Annotated in this window: 20 protein-coding genes; 13 read left to right on the forward strand and 7 right to left on the reverse strand. The window is 63.8% G+C overall.

Annotation, left to right across the window (positions count from 1 at the left end):
- Window positions 1-12: 12 nt before the first annotated feature.
- Together ACIPZH_RS25165 and pvdM are read right to left on the reverse strand one after the other, a co-directional pair.
- Window positions 13-1284: an aminotransferase class V-fold PLP-dependent enzyme gene (locus ACIPZH_RS25165; protein ID WP_349976302.1), complete on the reverse strand. Its 1272-nt coding sequence runs from the start codon at window positions 1282-1284 to the stop codon at window positions 13-15.
- A 16-nt stretch (window positions 1285-1300) separates the two neighbouring features.
- The gene (gene pvdM, locus ACIPZH_RS25170) at window positions 1301-2647 is read right to left on the reverse strand and encodes a pyoverdine-tailoring dipeptidase-like protein PvdM (protein WP_400638259.1); all 1347 of its coding nucleotides are present in this window, start codon (window positions 2645-2647) and stop codon (window positions 1301-1303) included.
- A 214-nt stretch (window positions 2648-2861) separates the two neighbouring features.
- Between pvdM and ACIPZH_RS25175 the strand changes: the two genes are divergently transcribed.
- Entirely contained in the window at window positions 2862-4490 is a 1629-nt protein-coding gene (locus ACIPZH_RS25175; RefSeq protein WP_349976303.1) for a twin-arginine translocation signal domain-containing protein, read from the forward strand.
- A 31-nt stretch (window positions 4491-4521) separates the two neighbouring features.
- Here the strand turns inward: ACIPZH_RS25175 and ACIPZH_RS25180 are convergent, their stop codons facing one another.
- Genes ACIPZH_RS25180 through ACIPZH_RS25190 form a run of 3 tightly spaced genes read right to left on the reverse strand, consistent with a single transcriptional unit; the run spans window position 4522 to window position 9072 of the window.
- Window positions 4522-5925 carry an efflux transporter outer membrane subunit gene (locus ACIPZH_RS25180; protein ID WP_400638260.1) on the reverse strand — a complete coding sequence of 468 codons (1404 nt, stop codon included), beginning with the start codon at window positions 5923-5925 and terminating at the stop codon, window positions 4522-4524.
- A 3-nt stretch (window positions 5926-5928) separates the two neighbouring features.
- Window positions 5929-7893 (reverse strand): MacB family efflux pump subunit, encoded by a 1965-nt coding sequence (locus ACIPZH_RS25185; protein ID WP_400638262.1) that lies wholly within the window; start codon window positions 7891-7893, stop codon window positions 5929-5931.
- Window positions 7894-9072, reverse strand: a complete 1179-nt coding sequence (locus ACIPZH_RS25190; protein ID WP_400638264.1) for an efflux RND transporter periplasmic adaptor subunit — start codon at window positions 9070-9072, stop codon at window positions 7894-7896. It lies immediately after the preceding gene.
- A gap of 205 nt (window positions 9073-9277) precedes the next feature.
- Between ACIPZH_RS25190 and ACIPZH_RS25195 the strand changes: the two genes are divergently transcribed.
- The 3 genes from ACIPZH_RS25195 (at window position 9278) to ACIPZH_RS25205 (ending at window position 11802) form a co-directional block, all read left to right on the forward strand.
- Window positions 9278-9754 (forward strand): sigma-70 family RNA polymerase sigma factor, encoded by a 477-nt coding sequence (locus ACIPZH_RS25195; protein WP_241804453.1) that lies wholly within the window; start codon window positions 9278-9280, stop codon window positions 9752-9754.
- Window positions 9755-9925: 171 nt separating this feature from the next.
- On the forward strand, window positions 9926-10405 hold the full coding sequence (locus tag ACIPZH_RS25200) for a histidine kinase (RefSeq protein WP_241804452.1): 480 nt from the start codon (window positions 9926-9928) through the stop codon (window positions 10403-10405).
- A 71-nt stretch (window positions 10406-10476) separates the two neighbouring features.
- Complete coding sequence (locus ACIPZH_RS25205) at window positions 10477-11802, forward strand: MFS transporter (protein ID WP_400638265.1); 1326 nt, start codon at window positions 10477-10479, stop codon at window positions 11800-11802.
- A gap of 90 nt (window positions 11803-11892) precedes the next feature.
- On the opposite strand, the gene ACIPZH_RS25210 is transcribed toward ACIPZH_RS25205, so the two are convergent.
- Window positions 11893-13557, reverse strand: a complete 1665-nt coding sequence (locus ACIPZH_RS25210) for an electron transfer flavoprotein-ubiquinone oxidoreductase (protein WP_241804450.1) — start codon at window positions 13555-13557, stop codon at window positions 11893-11895.
- A gap of 556 nt (window positions 13558-14113) precedes the next feature.
- On the opposite strand from ACIPZH_RS25210, the gene ACIPZH_RS25215 reads away from it, so the two are divergent.
- The 9 genes from ACIPZH_RS25215 to ACIPZH_RS25255 all read left to right on the forward strand — a co-directional run bounded on the left by ACIPZH_RS25215 (window position 14114) and on the right by ACIPZH_RS25255 (window position 21040).
- A complete protein-coding gene (locus ACIPZH_RS25215; protein WP_012315360.1) occupies window positions 14114-14863 on the forward strand; it encodes an electron transfer flavoprotein subunit beta/FixA family protein in 750 nt (249 codons plus the stop codon).
- Complete coding sequence (locus tag ACIPZH_RS25220; RefSeq protein WP_267817451.1) at window positions 14864-15808, forward strand: electron transfer flavoprotein subunit alpha/FixB family protein; 945 nt, start codon at window positions 14864-14866, stop codon at window positions 15806-15808.
- A gap of 76 nt (window positions 15809-15884) precedes the next feature.
- Window positions 15885-16706: a substrate-binding periplasmic protein gene (locus ACIPZH_RS25225; RefSeq protein ID WP_400638267.1), complete on the forward strand. Its 822-nt coding sequence runs from the start codon at window positions 15885-15887 to the stop codon at window positions 16704-16706.
- 9 nt (window positions 16707-16715) lie between these two features.
- Entirely contained in the window at window positions 16716-17069 is a 354-nt protein-coding gene (locus ACIPZH_RS25230; protein ID WP_349976310.1) for a DUF4398 domain-containing protein, read from the forward strand.
- Window positions 17066-17878 (forward strand): OmpA family protein, encoded by an 813-nt coding sequence (locus tag ACIPZH_RS25235; RefSeq protein ID WP_400638268.1) that lies wholly within the window; start codon window positions 17066-17068, stop codon window positions 17876-17878. The genes ACIPZH_RS25230 and ACIPZH_RS25235 overlap by 4 nt, the downstream gene beginning before the upstream one ends.
- Before the next feature lie 184 nt (window positions 17879-18062).
- The gene (locus ACIPZH_RS25240) at window positions 18063-19505 is read left to right on the forward strand and encodes a PLP-dependent aminotransferase family protein (protein ID WP_241804444.1); all 1443 of its coding nucleotides are present in this window, start codon (window positions 18063-18065) and stop codon (window positions 19503-19505) included.
- A 63-nt stretch (window positions 19506-19568) separates the two neighbouring features.
- A complete protein-coding gene (locus ACIPZH_RS25245) occupies window positions 19569-20024 on the forward strand; it encodes a hypothetical protein (protein ID WP_400638270.1) in 456 nt (151 codons plus the stop codon).
- Between the two features lie 121 nt (window positions 20025-20145).
- Window positions 20146-20400 (forward strand): YkgJ family cysteine cluster protein, encoded by a 255-nt coding sequence (locus tag ACIPZH_RS25250; protein WP_400628381.1) that lies wholly within the window; start codon window positions 20146-20148, stop codon window positions 20398-20400.
- Window positions 20401-20434: 34 nt separating this feature from the next.
- Window positions 20435-21040 (forward strand): START domain-containing protein, encoded by a 606-nt coding sequence (locus ACIPZH_RS25255; protein WP_267824035.1) that lies wholly within the window; start codon window positions 20435-20437, stop codon window positions 21038-21040.
- Between the two features lie 201 nt (window positions 21041-21241).
- On the opposite strand, the gene ACIPZH_RS25260 is transcribed toward ACIPZH_RS25255, so the two are convergent.
- Window positions 21242-21335: IS3 family transposase (locus tag ACIPZH_RS25260; RefSeq protein WP_400638272.1), on the reverse strand; the 94-nt coding region annotated here is incomplete at its 5' end.

Consider the following 21335-nt stretch of genomic DNA (forward strand, 5'->3'; position numbering starts at 1 on the left):
GGGGATGCCTTGTCAGAGTTGTTGGGTAATCAGGGCCATGGCCCGGTCGATCTGCTGCTCGTCATTGAGCAGGCTGGGGGCCAGGCGGATCACCGGGCCGACATCGCGATACACCGCGTCGCACATCACCTTGTTGGCGGTGAGGTGGGCGGCGACGGCGTCGGGGTCGCGGTCCTTGATGCGGAAAAACGTGAAACCGGCCGAGTAGCGCTCGCTGCGCGGTGTCACCAGTTGCACCTGGGGGTGCTCGGCGAGGCGCCCCTTGAGCAGGCTGTTGAGTTGGTGGATGCGCTGTTGCACGTCGGCCTTGCCCAGCGCCAGGTGCAGTTTGAAGGCCTCATTGGCGGCCCAGCGGTGCTCGAAGGCGTGGTAGCCGCCCGGGGTCATGATGGTGGCGAAGTCCTCATCGCGGGAGAACGTAGCCATGGTCGGGGTGAGGTGCTCCATGCCGGTGGAGGCCGCGCAGATGATGCCCGTGCCGCGCGGGCCGAACATCCACTTGTGGGTGCCGGCGATGAAGTAGTCGCAGTTGAAATCGGCGAAACGCGCGTTCTCCACGCCGAAGCCGTGCACACCGTCGACCACATAGAGGATGCGCTCGGCTTCGCTGCGGTTGCGGTTGTGCTGGCGCACCAGCGCGCCGATCTCGCCGACCGGCAGCTTGACGCCACTGCCGGAGTGCACCCAGGTCATGCCCAGCACGCGGGTATGCGGCTGGATGGCTTTGTCCAGGGTACTGAGCACCTGGTCGGTGGAGACTGTCCACGGGTCGTCGAACAGGCGGATCTTGCGGGTCAGGGTGCCCTGGCGCTGGGCGCGGAAGGCCAGCGCCTTGTGGGTGGAGTAATGTTCGTGCTCGGTGACCAGGATCTCCTGGTGGGCGCCGACCTTCAGGCCGCCATAGATCATCGCCAGGCCTTCGGTGGTGCTCCCGGTCAGGGCCACCTGGCGCGGTTTGACTTCAAGGTAGCGCCCGGCCCACTCGCGCACTTCATCCTCGCGCTGCCATTCGTACTGGCTTTCCCAGTCCATCAGGGCGGCGGGGTTGCGGTCCAGCGCGGCACGGTGGCGGTCGATCGCTGCCTGTACCGGGCGCGGGTGGGCGGTCACCAGGAAGTTGGCGAAGTGCGCGACTTGTGGGTCGAGCGGGAACAGCGTGCGCAGGTTGCGCCATTTGTCGGGGCCGCTCAGTGGTGCGCTGGCGCCAGCCAGGGCCTGGGGCAGCAGTGGCAGGCTCGCGGCCAGCAGGCCGGCCTGTTTCAGGAAGCTACGGCGGTTGCTCATGGTAGGCAGGCTCGGCTCAACGGTTGGCGACAGGGTGGGCAGCGCGCTGGACTTGCTCCCAGGCGCGCAGGAAGTTGCCCGCCCAGAGCTTTGCAATGTCTGTTTCGCTGTAGCCGCGGGTCAGCAGTTCGGCGGTGACGTTGCTGATTTCGCTGACGTCCTTCCAGCCCTCCAGGCCGCCACCATCGTTGAAGTCCGAGGCGATGCCGACGTGGTCGATGCCGACCTTTTTCACGGCGTAGTCGATGGCGTCGACGTACTGTTTCAAGGTGGCCTTGGGTTCGTCTTCCAAGATGGCGTACAGCGAGCTTGCATACTCGCCGAAGCGGGCCTCTGGCCAGATGGCAATCACCGCGTCGCCCGGCATCAAGGCATTGGTCAGGCCTTGCAGCGGTTGCAAGTCGAAGCGCGCACGCAGGGCATCGAGCTTGTCCACGACCGGCTGGGTCAGGGGCTTGAGGTACTGACCGAAGCCAACCACCTGAATCACGCCGCCGCTCTCTTTGATCAGTTGCATCTCTTTGTCGGAGAGGTTGCGCGGGATATCCACCATGGCCCGCGGTGCCGAGTGCGAAGCCACGATTGGCGCGCGCGACAGGCGAGCGACATCCTCGAGTGCCAAGGTGGACATCTGTGACACATCGATGATCACGCCCAGGTCGTTCAAGCGTTTCACTGCCTGCTCGCCCAGCGGTGACAAGCCGCCCAGGGCATCGGCGGTGTCGTTGAAGAACGGCAGCGGCCGCGAAGAGTCGGCCCAGTCGTTGTTGCCGACGTAGCTGAAGCCGAACATGCGCATGCCACGTGCCGCCCACAGGTCGAGCTGCGACAGGTCGTGGCCCAGCGGGTAGGCATTGAGCATGCTGATGAAGATGGCGAACTTGCCTTCGCCGTTGAGGCGCCGGAAGTCGTCAGGGGTGTAGGCGATACCGACCTGGTTGGGGAAGTCGCGGACCATGCCGGTGATGATCTTGTAACGCCCTTCCTGTTCTTGCCGGGCGGCATCGACGAAACCGGGGGTAGGGCGGTGCGGAGCGTTCGGGCCGTTCCAGATTTCCGGCCAGCCGAATACGGTCAGGGCGGCACCTGAGAGGCGGCCACGGTTGGCCTTGACCAGGTCGAACTGGCCAGGGCCATCCTTGTCCACTTCGTGCCCCTCGCTGCCCATGCTCAAGGGCACGGTGATATGGCTGTCGAACGAGAGCATGTGCTCGTGCAGCTGCTCAGCCTGTTGCACGATTTTCAGCGGGTAGCCTGCGTGCAGGTGCTGCCAATAGAAGTAGCCAGCGGCACTCGCCAGGGCAACGGTCAGGGCCAGGGGCAGGCCGATGTACAGGGCTTTGCGGGAACGGGTCTTGGTCATTGCCATCTCGTTGCGCGGGTGATCGGGGCGGCTGCCGGCTCAGGGTCTGCGCGGGCAGGGCTTGGGTATCAGGTGGACGAACAACGGCAGGGCAAATTTATCGTTGGCTGCGCCACGGGCGGTCCGCCCGCGGCGGTAAATTTTGCGTGGTGCACAACGTTCTAGCCTTGGACGGGCCGTGTTCCATGGCCGCAATGAATGCTCAGGTAGTGCAATGACGATTTCTCGACGCGGCTTCATCGCCGGTGTGGCATTGACAGGCGTGGCGGTGCCCGCCGCGCTGTACGTGCGGCACGTGCAGCGCCAGCAGTTCGACGAGCAGTTTCCTGAAACCCCGGGCGAAGCCGTGGTCGAACTTGCCGATGCGCCCCTGCAGCAGTTGGGGGACACCTTGCGCGGGTGCTGGCGTTGGACGGCGCAGGGCGCGGACGCAGGGCTGCACGGTTTGCCTGAGGGGGAGCTGGAGCTGTTGCTGGACGTGGCCCACAGTGGGCGTGGCCTGCGTGGTTACCTGGACACGCCCGAGCGCCTGCGGGGTACGCAAGAGCCGCGCTATCGTGTGATGGGTGACCTGCTGGGGGACAAGCCAGGGGCACTGCGCTGGCGGCTGTTTTCGACGCAGCCGGGGCAGGAGCAGGTGAGCTATGAGTGCCAGGTGGTCCTCGACGAAGCCTGGGGCGGGTTCGGCAACGCCGGCCAGGCGACCCTCAATGGCCGCATGCTGCCGCTGGGGCGCGCATTGACCCTGCCCGAGCAGGACAACCGCTTTCTTGCGCTCAAGCGCCCGTTCCCCGAGGCCCGGGAGCGGGCGCCCTTGTCACCGGCCTTGCTGGCGAGCCTGATCGCGCCGGAGCATCGATTGTTCCACCAGCTCTGGCATGCCTCGCGCGACAAGTGGCACAAGCTGAACAAGGACCAACAGGCGGCGCTGCGCGGCCTGGGCTGGCAGCCAGGGCCGCGCGGCCATGAGCGCGATGCGCGGGGCCGGCACAAGGACCGCAACGGCTCGGGCGTGGATTTCTTCTTCATGCACCGGCACATGCTGGGTGCGGCCCGGGCCCATCAGGATTTACCCTCCTGGAAGCGTTTTCCACTGCCGCAACCTGAGCTTGAGCGCGACCGCATCGGCTTCGCCCGCTATTTCGACAACCATGATGGCAATGCCTTGCCGCCCACTTGGCTGGCTTCGGGCGATGCCGCGTACACCCAATGGGTGCGCGATATAAAGACGCCCGATACGTTCCACGCCAACTTCCAGGTATGGGAGTCGAAGTACACCGACCCGCACTACCTGAGCACGCTTACGCTGGGGCAGTTCGGTTCGGAAATGGAGCTGGGTTTGCACGACTGGCTGCACATGCGCTGGGCTTCGGTGCCGCGCGACCCCTCCAGTGGCCTGCCGGTGCCGTTCGCACGCAAACCGGAAGATTTTGCCGCACGCTGGTTCCAGGCCGAGAACGACTTCCTCGGCGATCCGTTTTCATCCCATGTAAACCCGGTGTTCTGGCACTTCCACGGCTGGATCGACGACCGTATCGAGGATTGGTTCCGCGCCCATGAGCGGGTGCACCCGGGGCAGGTCAGGCGCCTGGACGTCAACGGTGTGCCGTGGTTTGCGCCTGGGCGCTGGGTCGAAGTGGCCGACCCGTGGCTGGGGCCAGACACCCACGGTTGCTCGACGGTACCGGGGCTGCGGCCCGGGCGCAGTGTGGAGATGGACCCGGAGACCATGAAGCTGGCGTTACGCATCATCTTTGGCGACGATGACCTGTTCGCCAAGCTGCGGCCGAAAGTCCCGCAACGCCCCTGGTACGCGCGCAATCTGAAGTTGGCGCAGCGCTGAAAACATCGGCCGCAAGCCGTGCGCGGCCTTTTCAGTGCGGTAGCTGCCAGCCACCCCCAAGTGCCTTGTACAGCGCCACACTGCCCTGCAGGCGGGCCAGGCGCAACTGCGCCTGCTGGTCTTGGGCCAGGTAAAGCGTGCGCTGGGTCTCCAGTACGCTCAGCAGGGTCTCGGCACCCGCTTCATAGCGCTGTTGTGCCAGGGCGAAGGCCTGGCGTGCCTGCACCACTTCCTCGTCCTGCCACAGCCGTTGACGCTCCACACCCTCGATGGCGTTGAGGGCTTTTTCCACGTCGGCAAAGCCGGCCAGGATGCTGCTGCGGTACTGTTCGAGCAATTCGTCCTGCTCGGCTTCGGCCAGCTCGCGTGCGGCGCGCAGCCGGCCGTTGTTGAAGATGGGCGCGACCAGGCCGGCAGTGAGGGTGTAGTAGGAGCTGTCGAGCACCTGGGCAAAGGTGTTCGCGCCCGTGCCAAGGTTGGCGCCCAGCGTCAGCTTCGGCAGCATGGCCGCCCTGGCCACCTGCACATTGGCGTTGGCGGCGGCCAGGCGTGCTTCGGCAGCGGCGATGTCGGGGCGGCGAGTCAGCAGCTCGCTGGGAACGCCGCTGCCGATTGCCGGCCAGTGTAGGGTGGTGATCGGCTGGCGGCTGGCCGGCAAGGCCTGTACCGGGTCACCGAGCAAGGTGGCGAGGGTGACGCGGCTGTCTTGGCGCTTTTGCTCGAGCAGCGGCACCTGGCGCTCCACAGCCGCCACCAGGCTGCGCTGCTGGGCCAGTTCCAGGCGGGTCGCGGAGCCCGCGCGCTGGCGGGTTTCGACCAGGTTCAGCACCGCCCGTGCATTGCGCAGGTTAAGGCGGGCGATGCGCAGTTGTTCTTCCAGGGCCAGGCCTTGCAGGTAGCTGTCGGCAACGGCGCTGACCAAGGTCAGTTCCACCGTCTGGCGGTCGAAGCGGCTGGCGTCGAGGCCGTGCAGCGCGCTCGCCCGCGCCGCGCGCAGGCCGCCCCAGAAGTCGAGCTCGTAGCTGGCGGTCAGTTGCAGGCCGAAGGCTGTGTAGGTGGGCTCGCTGCTACTGACGTCCAACTGGTCGGACCCTTCGCCGTGCAGCAGGCGTTGGCGGCTGCCATCGAGGCCCCCTTGCACCTCTGGCAACAGCGGCGCGCCAGCGATCACGGCGCGGGCCTGGGCCTGGCGTACGCGGGCCGCGGCTGCGGCGAGGTCATGGGCGTTGTGTTGTGCGCGCTTGACCAGGTGGTCCAGCTCACGGCTGGCGAACGCCTGCCACCAGTGCCCCGATGGTAGTGCGATGGCGGGCGCAGCTACCTTGCCTTGCCAGTGTTGCGGTGCGCTGATGACGCTTGAGGGCGCAGGGGGGGTAGTGCAGGCGGTGAGGCCCAGGCACAGGGTCAACAGGCTGATGCGGCTTGGCAATGTCATGGATTATTCGCTGGTAAGGGCTTTGACCGGGTCGAGTCGGGCGGCCTTGCGTGCTGGCATGAAGCCGAACACCACGCCGGTGATGACGGCGCAACTGAAGGCGCCGAGAATGGCGGGCACGGCGAAGGCCACGGCGACGTCGGCGAGTATCAGCCCGCCGCCGATCAGCAGCGCCAGCACGATGCCGCTCAGCCCGCCGACCATCGACAGCATGACCGCCTCGCTGAGGAACTGGCGCAGGATGTCGCGCTGGCGCGCGCCGGTGGCCATGCGGATACCGATCTCACGGGTACGCTCGCGCACGGTCATGAGCATGATGTTCATCACGCCGATGCCGCCGACCAGCAACGAGATCGCAGCGATCGCCCCAAGCATCAGCGAAAGGCTGTTTTGTGTGCGCGCTTCGGCCTGGATCAAGGCTGCATCGTTGGTCAGCTCGAAATCGTCCTTGCCTTGATGGCGCTTGCGCATCAGGCGCTGGATCGCTGCTTCGGTGTCGGCGATCCGGGCCGAATCGGCGGCGGCGATGATCACGTATTCCGGATCGTGGCTGCCGAACAGGCGCATGGAGGCGGCGGAGTAAGGCACCACGATGCGCTCGTCGCTCTTCTGGTCACCCGAACTTGCGCCCTTGCCGGCGAGCACACCAACGACCTGGAACGGCACGTTGCCGATCAGCAGGTATTGACCCAACGCGTCGGTGCCGGGGGCCAGCAGTTTGTCGCGGACTTTCTGGCCGATGACCGCCACGGCAGCGCCACTGCGTTCGTCGGCCTCGCTGAAGAAGCTGCCCTGCACGACCGGCCAGTTGAGGATGGCGGGGAATTCGACGTTGTTGCCGCCCACGTAGAACTTCTGGTTGTTGTTGCCGTGGCGCACCATCAGGTCGCCGCCGATGACCGGCATGACGCGCCGAACCAAGGGCAGTTCGGCGATGGCGGCGACGTCATCGAGCGTGACGATGCCACCTGGCTCGCGCAGCGTCGGCGGGCGCCCGTTGAGGTAGAGGATGTTGGAGCCGAACGCGGCCATCTGGGCCATGACTTGGCGTTTGCTGCCTTCGCCCACGGCCAGCATGACCACGACCGAAGCCACGCCGATGACGATGCCAAGCAAGGTCAGGGCGGTGCGGAACCGGTTGATCCACATCACCCGCCAGGCTGCCTGCAGCGCCTCGAGCAGTTCGCCTTGCCACGCACCACGCACGGTCGTACCGCGGTCCAGGCGCTGGCGCAGGTCATCGGCTTGCAGGTTTTGCGGCGCACTGTCTGGAGGCTGGTCGCCGGCCGAGTCGCTGATCATCAGCCCGTCGCGGATTTCCACCACCCGACGCGCCCGTGCCGCCACCTCGCGGTCGTGGGTGATCAGGATGATCACATGGCCCTGGCTGGCCAGTTCGTCCAGCAGGGCCATGACCTCGGTACCGCTGCGGCTGTCCAGGGCGCCGGTCGGCTCGTCGGCAAGGATGATATGGCCGCCATTCATCAGTGCGCGGGCGATCGACACCCGTTGCTGCTGGCCGCCGGACAATTGATGCGGGCGGTTGCCGGTGCGGCTGGCCAGGCCCAGGCGCTCCAGCAGGGCGGCGGCGCGGGCGTGGCGTTCGGCGGGTGCAGTGCCGGCGTAGATGGCGGGCATCTCGACGTTTTCCTGGGCTGAGCCTGAAGGTATCAGGTGGTAGCCCTGGAACACGAAACCGAAAGCTTCGCGGCGCAGCCAGGCCAGTTCGTCACTGCCCAGCCGGGCCACGTCCTTGCCCGCGAACAGGTAATGGCCCGAGGTGGGGCGGTCGAGGCAGCCGAGGATGTTCATCAGGGTCGATTTGCCCGAGCCCGATGCACCGACGATGGCGATGAATTCGCCAGGGTGGATGCTCAGGCTGATGCCGCGCAGCACGTCGACCTTGGGGGTGTCGATGCCACCGTAGGATTTGCGGATGTCGCGCAGTTCGATCAGGGGAACGGCCATTCAACCTCCGCTGGCCAGGGGCGCACCGATGACCAGGCGCTCGCCTTCGCTGAGGCCATCGAGCACTTGCGCGCGCAGCCGGTCGCTGAGGCCGATGCGCACTGTGCGTTGTTCGACCTTGCCATCCTGGCCCAGTACCTGGGCCATGCGCAGGTCATCGGCCTGGCTGTCGTCCAGTGCCGCCAGTGGCGCGGTGAGTACCTGGCTGGCCTGGCCGGCGACGAAGAACACCTGGGTGGTCATGTCGGCCATCAACGCCCCGTCGGGGTTGTCGACGTCCAGCAGCACGGTGTACTGCACCACCTGGCTGCCTGTGGTACCGGCGATGGCACTGGCAGGGCCGCCGCCGCCCTGGCTGGCATGCGCCAGCGGCTTGGGCGGGATTGGCAGGATCTGCCGCACGCTGCTGTTCCAGCGGCGTTTGCCGCCGGCCAGGGTGGTGAAATAGGCGCTCATTCCAGGCTTGACCTTGCCAATGTCGGCTTCGGACACCTGGGCCCACACGGTCATCGGCGAGAGCTTGGCGATCCGCAGAATCAGCGGCGTCTGTTGCTGGGCGTTGAGGGTCTGGCCTTCACGGGCATCCACCGCCACCACGGTGCCGTCCATCGGCGCGTAGATACGTGTATAGCCAAGCTCCGCCTCATCGCTGCGCAGGTTGGCCTGGGCCTGGCGGATCTGCGCCTGGATCATGTCGATGCGGGCCTGGGTGACCTTGAGCTGGGCGTCGGCTGCCTGCAGGTCTTGCTCGCGTGTGGCGCCGGCGCCAGCCAGTTCGCGCTGGCGCCGGTACTGCTGGGTGGCCAGCTGGTACTGTGCGCGCTGCTCGGCCAGTTGCGCCTTGAGGTTGTCGATCGAAAAACGTCCGGCGTCCAGCCTGGCTTGCTGGGTAGAGGGGTCGATCTCTACCAGCAGCTGCCCCGTGTGCACCTGATCGCCAGCCTCTACGTGCAGCTTGCGGATCTGCCCGGAGGCTTGGGCGCCGACATCCACATACCTTCGCGGCTGCAGCGTACCCAGGGCGGTGACGCTGCTTTCGATGTCGGCGCGGGTGACCGCGACGGTACTCACGGGCAGGGCGCCCAAGGGAAGCGCCTTCCAGGCCAGCAGGCTGCCAACGGCCAGCAGGCCGAGGCTGCCCGCCAAGAGGTGGCGGCGGGTTTTGGGTATGCGACTCATGCGGACTTCCAGCCAATGGGTGGCCACACGCAGCCAGATCAAGGTGCGCACGGAGGTGCCAGTTAAACGAAGGCGCGCGGGGCGGATTTAGCTGCGCTGGCGCAGGGGGAAGGACAGTTGCTGAGAATCATTATAATTTGTAAGATCCCACGCTGATATCACATGACCCTGTCCGAGCCTGTCAGGACGTACACCAGGTGCCGTCGTGGAACACTACTATCGCGAATTGGTGAGCTTCCTCTCTGCGCGCCTGGGCAGCCGCCAGGCGGCTGAAGATGTGGCTCACGATGCCTATCTGCGGGTGCTCGAACGCACCGGTACGCAGCAGATCGAGCATCCGCGCGCGTTCCTTTACCGCACGGCGTTGAACCTGGTGATCGACCGTCATCGCCGCCACCTGCTGCGCCAGTCCGAACCGCTGGAAGTGCTGGACCTGGACGAACGCTGGCACAGCCCGGCGCCTACCCAGACCATGCAGTTGGACCAGCGCCTGGCGCTGATGCAGAAGGCACTCGATGAATTGAGCCAGCCCTGCCGTGACAGCTTCCTGTTGCGCAAGCTCGAAGGCCTGTCGCATCAGCAGATTGCCGAGCACCTGGGCATCTCGCGCAGCCTGGTGGAAAAGCACATCGTCAACGCCATGAAGCATTGCCGGGTGCGCATGCGCCAGTGGGAATCCTGAAAAAAAGGTAGTGCACCGGTGAAAATTCTGTGTGCTGGCAACTTGATTTCTAACTGTTTCAAGACAACTATCTAAATTGACCCCGCCAGGCGCCGCCCTGGTGGTTGCCTGTCACTGGCGCTGTTTGGTCAGGGAGCGTGTCCCTATTCACCTGACTGCCCAGGTCCGACAATGACCAACAAGACCCTGCGCATCCTGATCGCCGACGAGCACCCGTCCCAGCGCCTGCAGCTGGAAAGGCTGCTCAATGGCCTGGGCTATTACCGGATTGCCCCGGTGGGCTCCTTCGACGAACTGCAGCGCCTGGTACAGTGCGCGCTGGAGCCGTTCAACCTGCTGCTGGGCAATTTCGAGCTGGCCAGCCATGCGGGTGTCGACCTGGCGCGCTTCTGCCGGGTGAGCACGCAGATTCAGCATGCCTTGCTGTACCACTCGCGGCACCTGAAGGTCCCTAGTGTGCCGCCGAGCGAGCGCCAAGCGGTGAGTGTGAGCCTGCCGCAGGTGCCGGACAACGAGGCCCTTGAGTCCTTCATGGCGCTGATCGATGCGCCGGTGGTGATCGGCAAGCTGGCCTTGCCGTCCGGCCTTTCCAGCAGTGGCCCGCCGGCCTACCCGCGCAGGAACTTCGCCCACACGGTCTTCAGCCGATAGCCGCAGCGGGCAGGGCAAGGCAGCGGGTATTTGTTATCCTCTTGCCCTTTGCCGATCTGCGGACCTGTGCCATGACTGCCATCGATACCGCTCGCCCGCCCCGGTTCAGCCGCGGCGACCACCGGACCCTGGGCCTGGCCGCCCTGGGCGGCGCGCTGGAAATCTATGATTTCATCATCTTCGTGTTCTTCGCCCTGACCCTCAGCCAGCTGTTCTTCCCGCCTGAAATGCCTGAGTGGTTGCGCCTGCTGCAAAGCTTCGGGATTTTCGTCACCGGCTACCTGGCGCGGCCGCTGGGCGGCATCGTCATGGCGCACTTCGCCGATCACCTGGGCCGCAAACGGGTATTCAGCCTGAGCATTCTGATGATGGCGCTGCCGTGCCTGCTGATCGGGGTGATGCCGACCTATGCCGAGATCGGTTACGCGGCGCCGCTGGTCTTGCTGGCGCTGCGCATACTGCAGGGGGCTGCGGTCGGTGGCGAGGTGCCCAGTGCCTGGACATTCGTTGCCGAACACGCACCGCAAGGGCGGCGGGGTTACGCCCTGGGCTTCCTGCAGGCCGGGTTGACCTTTGGCTATTTGCTGGGGGCACTGACTGCGACACTGTTGGCTCAGGTGTTTACCGCCGAGGAAATTCTCGATTACGCCTGGCGTTACCCGTTCCTGCTCGGCGGGGTATTTGGGGTGATCGGCGTGTGGTTGCGCCGTTGGCTGAGTGAAACCCCGGTGTTTCTGGCCTTGCGCGAGCGCAAGGAGCAGCCGGTGAAGTTCCCGCTGCGACGGGTGCTGGGCGAGCATCGTAGGGCGTTGATCCCGGCTGCCCTGCTGACCTGCGTGCTGACCTCGGCGGTGGTGGTGCTGGTGGTGATCACGCCGACGGTCATGCAGCAGCGCTTCGGCATGACCGCCGCGCACACGTTCGCCTTGAGCAGCGTAGGCATCGTCTTTCTCAATATCGGTTGTGTGCTCGCCGGGCTGCTGGTCGATCGCCTGGGCGCGTGGCGGGCGCTGATGATCTACAGCGCGCTGCTGCCGCTGGGTATCGGTGCCTTGTATGCGAGCCTGGTGGGGCAGTGGGGCATGACGTGGCTGGCCTACGCGTTGGCCGGGCTGTGCTGTGGTGTGGTGGGGGTGGTGCCGTCGGTAATGGTCGGGCTGTTCCCGGCGCAGATCCGGGTGTCGGGTATTTCCTTCACCTACAATGTGGCCTACGCCTTGTGGGCCAGTACCACGCCGTTGGCGTTGATCGCGTTGATGCCGTGGAGCCCGTGGGTGTGCGTTGGCTTTTGCCTGCTCATGGGCGCGGTGGGGCTGCTCACGGCCCTCTACTTTGGCCGCCGGGAACCTTTGGCATTCGCGGCCGAGCCCATGCCGCTCATGTGCGTCGACAAATGAACGGCTAACGCCCGCTGGGCGCTGCTAGCCTGAACGAAAAAGCCCCCGGGCCGTGAGGCCAGGGGGCTTTTGCTTGCTGCAAGGGCGGGCTTACATGTTCGGGTAGTTCGGCCCACCGGCGCCTTCAGGGGTAACCCAGGTGATGTTCTGGGCCGGGTCCTTGATGTCGCAGGTCTTGCAGTGCACGCAGTTCTGCGCGTTGATCTGGAAGCGCTTGCTGCCGTCTTCCTGGCTGACCACTTCGTACACGCCTGCCGGGCAGTAACGCTGAGCGGGTTCGTCGTACAGCGGCAGGTTGCTGGCGATCGGAATGCTCGGGTCGGTCAGCTTCAGGTGGCAGGGTTGCTCCTCTTCGTGGTTGGTGCTGGAGAGGAATACCGAGCTGAGCTTGTCGAAGCTGAGCTTGCCGTCGGGTTTGGGGTAGTCGATCTTTTTCGAATGGGCCGCAAGCTTGAGGCAGGCGTAGTCCGGCTTGGTGTCATGCAGGGTGAAAGGCAGCTTGCCACCGAACCAGTTCTGGTCGACATAGTTGAACGCACCACCGAGCAGCGGGCCGAACTTGTGCAGGGCAGGGCCGAAGTTGCGGCTGGCGAACAGTTCTTCGTACAGCCAGCTGGCCTTGAACGCGCTGACGTAGCCGTCGAGCAGGTCGCCGCCCTCGCGGCCGGCAGCCAGTGCGTCAGCCACTGCCTCGGCGGCGAGCATGCCGGATTTCATGGCGGTGTGGCTGCCCTTGATCTTGGCGAAGTTCAGGGTGCCCAGGTCGCAACCGATCAGCGCGCCGCCGTTGAACACCATCTTCGGCAGCGAGTTCAGGCCGCCTTTGCAGATGGCGCGGGCGCCGTAGCTGATGCGCTTGCCGCCTTCGAGGTACTGCTTCATCACCGGGTGGTGCTTGAGGCGCTGGAATTCGTCGAAAGGCGACAGGTAAGCGTTGCTGTAGGACAGGTCGACGATCAGGCCGACCACCACCTGGTTGTTTTCCAGGTGATAGAGGAACGAGCCGCCGGTGTTTTCAGCGCTCATCACGTCGAGCGGCCAGCCGGCGGTGTGCACCACCAGGCCTTGTTCGTGCTTGGCCGGGTCGATTTCCCAGATTTCCTTCAGGCCGATGCCGTAGTGCTGAACGTCGGCCTCGCTGTCGAGGTTGAAACGCTTGATCAGCTGCTTGCCGATATGGCCACGGCAACCTTCGGCGAACAAGGTGTACTTGGCACGCAGTTCCATGCCTGGGGTGTACAGGCCGTCCTTCGGATTGCCCTCACGGTCGACACCGAGGTCGCCGGTGACGATGCCGCGGACCACGCCGTTTTCATCGAACAGCGCTTCCTGGGCGGCGAAGCCGGGGTAGATCTCCACGCCCAGGTTTTCGGCCTGCTGGGCCAGCCAGCGGCACAGGTTGCCCAGCGAGATGATGTAGTTGCCCTGGTTGTGCATGGTCTTGGGCACGAACAGGTCAGGGACCTTGGTCGAGTTGCCGGCATCCTTGAGCACATAGATGTCGTCACGCTTCACTTCGGTGTTCAGCGGCGCGCCGAGGTCCTTCCAGTCGGGGAACAGTTCGTTCAGGGCGCGGGGTTCGAACACCGCGCCGGAGAGGATGTGGGCGCCGACTTCGGAGCCTTTCTCGACCACGCAGACGCTGATCTCGCTACCGGCTTCGGCGGCCTTCTGCTTCAGGCGGCAGGCGGCTGACAGGCCCGCCGGGCCAGCGCCGACGATGACCACGTCGAATTCCATGTATTCGCGTTCCACTGGTTCTCTCCTACTCATCAAGGCTGGTGCTGTTGCTTTGTCTTATGGGTGTGGGGTGATCATGCGCGCCGCGCTTCACGGGAGCGGAGCTGTAGCGTCACAGAGGATGAACTACACCGTTTTGTCTTGGCCGCGCATTATATCTACACCACTTGACGGGTCCAATACAAACGTTTGTTTGAATTTGCCGCAGGCCAGTAAAATCAAAGGAGCGCGGCTGGAGGGTGACCGATTTGCCGTATTGACCGGATTGGGTGTTGCGGTCAAGATACGAGCGGTTTTACGTTCGCCGTAGGCTTAACGCCGGGCGCAGGTACACCTCTAAAAACCAGGTGTGGGGTAAGGCTTTCGGGCCAAAACACGGTTTGTAGTGGAGTTTACACGCCACCACAGGAAATGACCCGCGGGTATTTGCCGCAAGAGTCTCAACTGGACTGATTGGTCACCGTGAAGATTGCACCGCGCGTATCGTTTTCAGAGGTGCCCTTGTACCCACGCGCATCGCCGGGCTTAGCCCCAGGCGACTATCTATTCACCGGAGAGTAACGAGGAATCCATGAAGGTTCTTGTAGCTGTCAAACGAGTGGTCGACTACAACGTCAAGGTTCGCGTCAAAGCGGACAACTCCGGCGTCGACCTTGCAAACGTCAAGATGTCCATGAACCCCTTCTGCGAAATCGCCGTGGAAGAAGCTGTGCGCCTGAAAGAGAAGGGCGTGGCAAGCGAGATCGTCGTCGTCTCCGTCGGCCCGACCACCGCTCAGGAGCAGTTGCGTACTGCCCTGGCCCTGGGCGCCGATCGTGCCATCCTGGTCGAAGCTGCCGACGAACTGAATTCCCTGGCCGTGGCCAAGGCGCTCAAAGCCGTTGTCGACAAAGAGCAGCCGCAGCTGGTGATCCTCGGCAAGCAGGCCATCGACAGTGACAACAACCAGACCGGCCAGATGCTGGCCGCGCTGACCGGCTACGCCCAAGGTACCTTCGCCTCCAAGGTTGAAGTGGCTGGCGACAAGCTGAACGTCACCCGTGAAATCGATGGCGGCCTGCAGACCGTAGCGCTGAACTTGCCAGCGATCGTCACCACCGACCTGCGCCTGAACGAGCCGCGCTACGCGTCGCTGCCGAACATCATGAAGGCCAAGAAGAAGCCACTGGAGACCCTGACTCCAGACGCGCTGGGCGTATCGCTCGCCTCCACCAACAAGACCCTGAAAGTCGAAGCGCCTGCTGCCCGCAGCGCGGGTATCAAGGTCAAGTCGGTGGCCGAACTGGTCGAGAAGCTGAAGAACGAAGCGAAGGTAATCTAAATGACTATCCTGGTTGTCGCTGAATACGAGAACGGTGCCGTAGCCCCGTCCACCCTGAACACTGTCGCCGCAGCCGCCAAGATCGGTGGTGATGTGCACGTGCTGGTCGCAGGCCAGAACGTCGGTGGTATCGCTGAATCCGCTGCCAAGATCGCGGGTGTTGGCAAGGTGCTGGTTGCTGACAACGCAGCCTATGCCCACGTCTTGCCAGAAAACGTCGCGCCGCTGATCGTTGCTCTTGTTGAACAAGGCGGGGCCAACGGCTACAGCCACGTGCTGGCCCCGGCCACCACCAACGGTAAGAACATCCTGCCGCGCGTTGCCGCGCTGCTGGACGTCGACCAGATCTCCGAGATCATTTCCGTTGAATCGGCCGACACCTTCAAGCGCCCGATCTATGCCGGTAACGCCATTGCCACTGTGCAATCGAGCGCTGCTGTGAAAGTGATCACCGTGCGTACCACCGGCTTCGACGCTGTGGCCGCCGAAGGTGGCTCTGCAACTGTTGAAGCTGTAGGCGCCGCGCACGATGCGGGTATTTCCGCCTTTGTCGGCGAAGAGCTGGCCAAGTCCGACCGCCCAGAGCTGACCGCTGCCAAGATCGTCGTTTCCGGCGGCCGTGGCATGGGTAACGGTGACAACTTCAAGCACCTGTACAGCTTGGCCGACAAGCTTGGCGCTGCCGTGGGTGCCTCGCGCGCTGCGGTCGACGCAGGCTTCGTGCCCAACGACATGCAGGTCGGTCAGACCGGCAAGATCGTTGCACCGCAGCTGTACATCGCCGTCGGTATTTCCGGCGCGATCCAGCACCTGGCCGGCATGAAAGACTCCAAAGTGATCGTTGCGATCAACAAGGACGAAGAGGCGCCGATCTTCCAGGTGGCCGACTACGGCCTGGTCGCTGACCTGTTCGAAGCGGTTCCGGAGCTGGAAAAGCTGGTCTGATCCGCCTGCTTCACTTATAAAGAAGCCCGGCCCTTTCACGAGGGCCGGGTTTTTTTATGCGGGCAAGGAGTGAAGGATGGCGTTGCGTGAAGCAGGCAAGGTGCTGGTGTGCACGATGGCGATGCTTTCACCGCTGGCGATGGCGGCTGGCAAGTGTGAGCGGCTGGTGGCGACCGGCAGCCCGGATGCGCCCCCTTACTCCTGGCAAGACCCGAAGGACCCGAAACACCTGGTCGGCGCCAATGTCGATCTGTTGCGCCAGGTGGCCGGGGAGTTGGGGTTGAAAGTGGAGGTCCTCAATGCTGGCAGGCGCGACCAGGCGCTGGAAGAGGTGCGCAGCGGGCGCATGGATGTGTTGCTCGACACCCCCCTGCAGGTGGAGCAGTTGACCGCCCTGGACTACATCCATCCGCCCTTGCAGCTCAATGAATACCTGGTCTGGACGCGCCATGATGCTGAAGTGGAATTCAACGGCCCGGCGGATCTGGCCAGGTACCAGGGTAGCCTGTCGGAGCGTGCCCGCCTGACCCCGGCTTTCAGCGCCTTCGCCAAGGCGCAGTTGAACCTGGTGCCGGCGCAGAACCTGACCCAGGCCTTCCAGAAGCTGGTGCTGGGCCAGGTGGATTACGTACTGGCTGGGCGCTACTCGGGCATGGCCATGACCCAAAGCCTGGGCATGAGCAATGACCTGATCGCCCGCGGCCTGCCGGTCGACCGGCCCGGGCTGTTCTTGGCTGTGTCGCACAACTCGGCATGCAATGACACCTGGTTGCGTGGGCAACTGGCAAAAAAGCTGACAGAATTGCCGATCTCCGGTGCGTCTGAAGCCGTGCTGCAACGTAATGTCGAGCGCTGGAAAGCGCAGATGGATGTGCAGGCGGACGCCCCCAAACAGTAGGAAGAGTGCGTGAGAACCCAATCACTGATCCTTGCCGTGGCCATGCTCGGCCTGGCCGGCTGCGCCAACGACCCGGCGCCCAATGAACAGATGCGTATTTCCGAGCAGGCGCTGGAACAGGCGAGGGCGGTCGGCGCCACCGACCAGGTCGAGGAGTTGAAGCTTGCCGAAGACAAGCTCGCCCGCGCCAAGAGCGACATGCTGACCGAAGACTACCGCGACGCCCGCATGCGTGCCGAGCAGGCCGAGCTCGATGCCCGTCTGGCCGAGGCGCGGGTACTTAACCAGAAGAGTGAGGAGCAGCTCGACGTATTGCAGTCGCGGGTCAAGCGCTTGCGCAAGCAACTGGAGATGCAGCCATGAAGTGCTTCAAACCGATGGCGGCGCTGGCAGTGCTGGCACTGGCTGGCGGCCTGCAGGGGTGCGCCAGTCAGCGCAGTGCGGCGGCGCTGGACGATGCCTCCGTGGCTTTTCAGAAGGTCAAGGATGACTCCGCTGTACTGCGCAGCGCACCACGTGATGTGATCCGGGCCGGTGAATCGCTGGCCCGCGCCGAGCGCCTGTCCAGCTACATAGGCACCGGCAGCGACGTGCGCCACTATGCGTATCTGAGCCAGCGTTACAGCGAAATCGCCGGTGAGCACGCGAAGTTGGCGCTGAACCAGGAGCGTTTGGCCAAGCTCGACCTTGAGCGCCAGCGCCTGCAGCTGGCCTTGCGCGAGGCCAAGCTGGCCAGCGTACAGCAGCAGGGTGAATGGGTCGAAGCGCAGATCGCCGCGCTGGCCTCGCAGCAGGCCGATCGCGGGCTGGTGATGACCCTGGGCGATGTCCTGTTCGATACCGGTCGTGCGGACCTCAAGAATTCGGCCAGCCGCACGGTGCTCAAATTGGTCCAGTTCCTTCAGCTCAACCCGCGCCGGGTGGTGCGGATCGAGGGCTACGCCGACAACACCGGCGCGCCGGAAGATAACCTCAAGCTGTCGCGCGACCGGGCGCAGGCCGTGGCCGACATGCTGGTCGACCTGGGTGTCGACGAAAAGCGTCTGCAGGTTGAAGGGTATGGCGACCAGTACCCGATCGAGGCCAATGCCTCGGAGCGGGGCAGGGCGCAGAACCGCCGGGTGGAAATCGTCTTCTCCGATGACAAAGGAAGGCTGGCCCCGGCACGCTGACCGCTGGCGCCTCTTCGTGGCTGGCGAAGAGGCGCGCTGGCTAACCCTTTCGATAGCGGCCACGCCACTGTAATGTCGACTATTGTGCAATCTGTCCCAGTACACTTTGCAACTGTTACGGTATCCTCTACCGTAAGTGAGTCGTACAAGAACAATGAGCCCGTCCGCGCGTCGAGATATCGCCATGACCAACCTGCTGCTGTATCAGCGTATCGCCCAGCAACTGGCCGATGACATCCGCCGTGGTGTCTACCAGCCAGGCGAGCGCGTGCCGTCCGTGCGCAAGATGAGCGCCCAGCTCAACGTCAGCCATGCCACGGTGCTGCAGGCCTATGCCAATCTCGAAGACCAAGGGCTGATCCGCGCTCGGCCGCAGTCGGGCTACTACGTGCACCAGACCCCGGCGTTGACTGCGCAGACGCCTGACATTGCCAGGGTCGAGCGCCCCGGCCTGGTCACCCGCGCGAGCATCATCCAGCAGGTTTTGACCGAGGCGCGTCGTGATGGCGTGTTCGCGTTCGGTGCCGCCGTTCCCCATGTCGACTACCTGCCGGTGCGCGCCTTGCATCAGCAGATCGCCAAGGTCACGCGCTTTCACAGCCCGCGAGCTTTCAGCTACATGTTCAGCCCAGGCTTCGAGCCGTTGCGTCGGCAAATTGCGATCCGCATGCGCGATGCGGGCGTGCTGGTCGATCCCAGTGAGGTGATCGTCACCCATGGCTGTGTCGATGCCCTTCAGATGTCGTTGCGCGTGCTGACCCGCCCGGGGGACCTGATCGCTGCCGAGTCGCCCACCTATTACGGCCTGCTGCAGCTGGCTGATTTGCTCGGGCTGAAGGTGATCGAGATCCCCAGCGACCCGTCCACCGGGATCAGTCTGGAGGCGCTGCAACTGGCGGCCAATCAATGGTCGATCAAAGCGCTGGTGCTGACCACGCGTCTGAGCAACCCGCTCGGCGGCACGATTCCCGAAGAGCGGCAGAAGCAGTTGTTGCGCCTGGCTTCGGACTTCGACATCCAGATCGTCGAGGACGACATCTATGGCGAGTTGATGTTCGAGCAGGGCAAGACCAAAGCGCTCAAGGCATTCGACCGGCTGGATCGTGTGATCTACTGCTCGAGCTTTTCCAAGACCTTGTCACCCGGCGTGCGCGTCGGCTGGATGGTGGCGGGGCGATACCAGGAGGAAATCCAGCGGCTGCAGACCTTCACCACTCACTCGGCATGCAGTGTCACGCAGATGGGGGTGGCGGCTTACCTGGAGAACGGCGGCTATGATCGCCACCTGCGCTATATCCGTCAGGAGTACCGCAAGAACCTCAGTGCCTACCAGTTGGCGGTGCAGCAGCACTTCCCTGAGGGTACGCAGATGACCCGGCCCACGGGGGGCTTCATTCTGTGGGTCAGCCTGCCGGGACGGGTCAATACTCAAGAGCTGCATGTGCGTGCGCTGGAGCAGGGGATCAGTATCGCCCCCGGGCTTATCTTCAGTAATACCGAGCAGTTCAACCACTGCATCCGGCTCAACTGTGGCATTCCGTGGAACAAGGAAGCCGAACGGGCGGTGATGACACTGGGTATGCTCGCCCAGCAATTGTGCAGGGAGTCTGTAACTGCGCTTGTGTAACGCTTGCCAGGTGCGGTCGGAACAGAGAGCATACGCACATTTCCAGCCTGCCAGCCGATGTCCATGAAACTGTTGCGTAGCGTTGCCCTGATTTTTTGCCTCGCGCCGCTCTGGGCGCCTTGTGGCCTTGCCCAGGCGGCGCAGCCTGCCGCATCGGCGCATCAGGGCGCGGCGGCTGAAAAGGCATCGGCCAAGCAGCCTGCCAAGCCCAAGCCCAAAGCCAAGAGCAAGGTACCGCGCAAGCCAGTGAGCAAAGCTGTGGCCAAACCGGTGCCCAAGGCAAAGCTCGACCTCAGCTTGCCGGCCGACATGGTCAACGAGCTCGAGCCTGATGTCGGCAGCTCTGCTACCCGGCGCAAACCTTTGCTGCCGGCCATGTTCACCGAAAAGCCTCACAACGACGATAGCCCGTTTCAGCTCAATGGGCGGTTGATCAGCAACGAAATGCAATTGCAGATGCGCAACGACAGCCGCCGTGATGTGGAAGGGGCGGCCATCGACTTCGAGTTCCGTCAGTAGTCGGGCGCAACTGACTGCTGGGTCACTGCAGATTTCATCGGGCCAGCAATTTCAAACGTATGTTTGAGCGGTTAGTATCCGGGGACGTTCGTCCCGTTTTGTTCCAGGGAGTCCTGATTGTATGAAATGCCGTGAGGGTTGCGGTGCCTGCTGCATCGCCCCGTCCATCACTTCAGCCATGCCCCGCATGCCAGATGGCAAGCCGGCTGGCGTGCGCTGCCTGCACCTGACCGTCGACAACCTTTGCGACCTGTTCGGCATGCCCGAGCGGCCGGCGGTGTGTGGTGGGTTCAAGGCGGATATCGAGGTGTGCGGCAATGATCGCGACGAGGCAATCAGGATTCTCGGTTGGTGGGAGCGGATGACGGCGGCGTGACAAAGCTGGATCTTCGACAACAAGGATAAAGATGATGAGATCGTTCAAGCGTATTGCACTGCTGTGTGGCATGGGTGTCCTGCTGGCGCCTGCCGCCTGGGCGGAAAACTGGCAGGTGGCCAAGGACGAGGAGGGCATCACGGTGTCCCTCAGCGAAGTGCCGGGCTCCAAGTACAAGGCCTATCGCGGTGTCACCGTGATCAAGGCGCCGCTGGCCAAGGTCGAGGCGCTGCAGGAGGATGTGGCCGGGGCTTGTGCGTGGATTCACGAGTGCAAGTCGCAGAAGTTGCTCAAGCACGAAGGTGATCAGAGCTGGACCTACACCCAGTTCAATACGCCGTGGCCGGTAACGCCGCGTGATTCGGTATTGCTGGTCACTACCGTCAAAGGCGCGGATGGCAGCCTGACGCGTAACCTCAAAGGTGAGCCGTCTTATATCCCTGAAGAGAAGGGCTTCGTAAGGGTGGCGAAAGTCGAAGGCTTCTGGAAATTGGTGCCCAAGGGCGGCAGTACAGAAGTGACCTATCAGGTGCACACCGAGCCGGGTGGCAGTGTGCCGGCCATGGTGGCCAACAAGTTCGTGGTGGATGCGCCGTTCAATACCCTGAAAAGCTTGCGCGAGCGGGCTGAGAAGAATTAAGGCCGGTGCAGGAGGGGGGGCAATGAAAAGGCTGCCTGAGGGCTAATGGCAATCAGGTAGTGTTTGGGGCTGCTACGCAGCCCATCGCCGGCAAGCCGGCTCCCACAGGTACAGCCAAATGCCCCCTGCGGGAACAACTGTCTTGCCCAACTTTTAAAAGCTGGCGCAATCCCTGGACTGCCCCCCAAAAGTTGGACAGCTTTAAGCTGCAGCCCGAGTCCTGTACTCCACAGGGCTCAGGCCATTGAGCCTGAGCTTGATGCGATCATGGTTGTAGTAGTGAATGTACTCATCC

The organism is Pseudomonas sp. NPDC089758 (genome assembly GCF_044748705.1).
Taxonomy (GTDB): Bacteria; Pseudomonadota; Gammaproteobacteria; order Pseudomonadales; family Pseudomonadaceae; genus Aquipseudomonas; species Aquipseudomonas putida_X.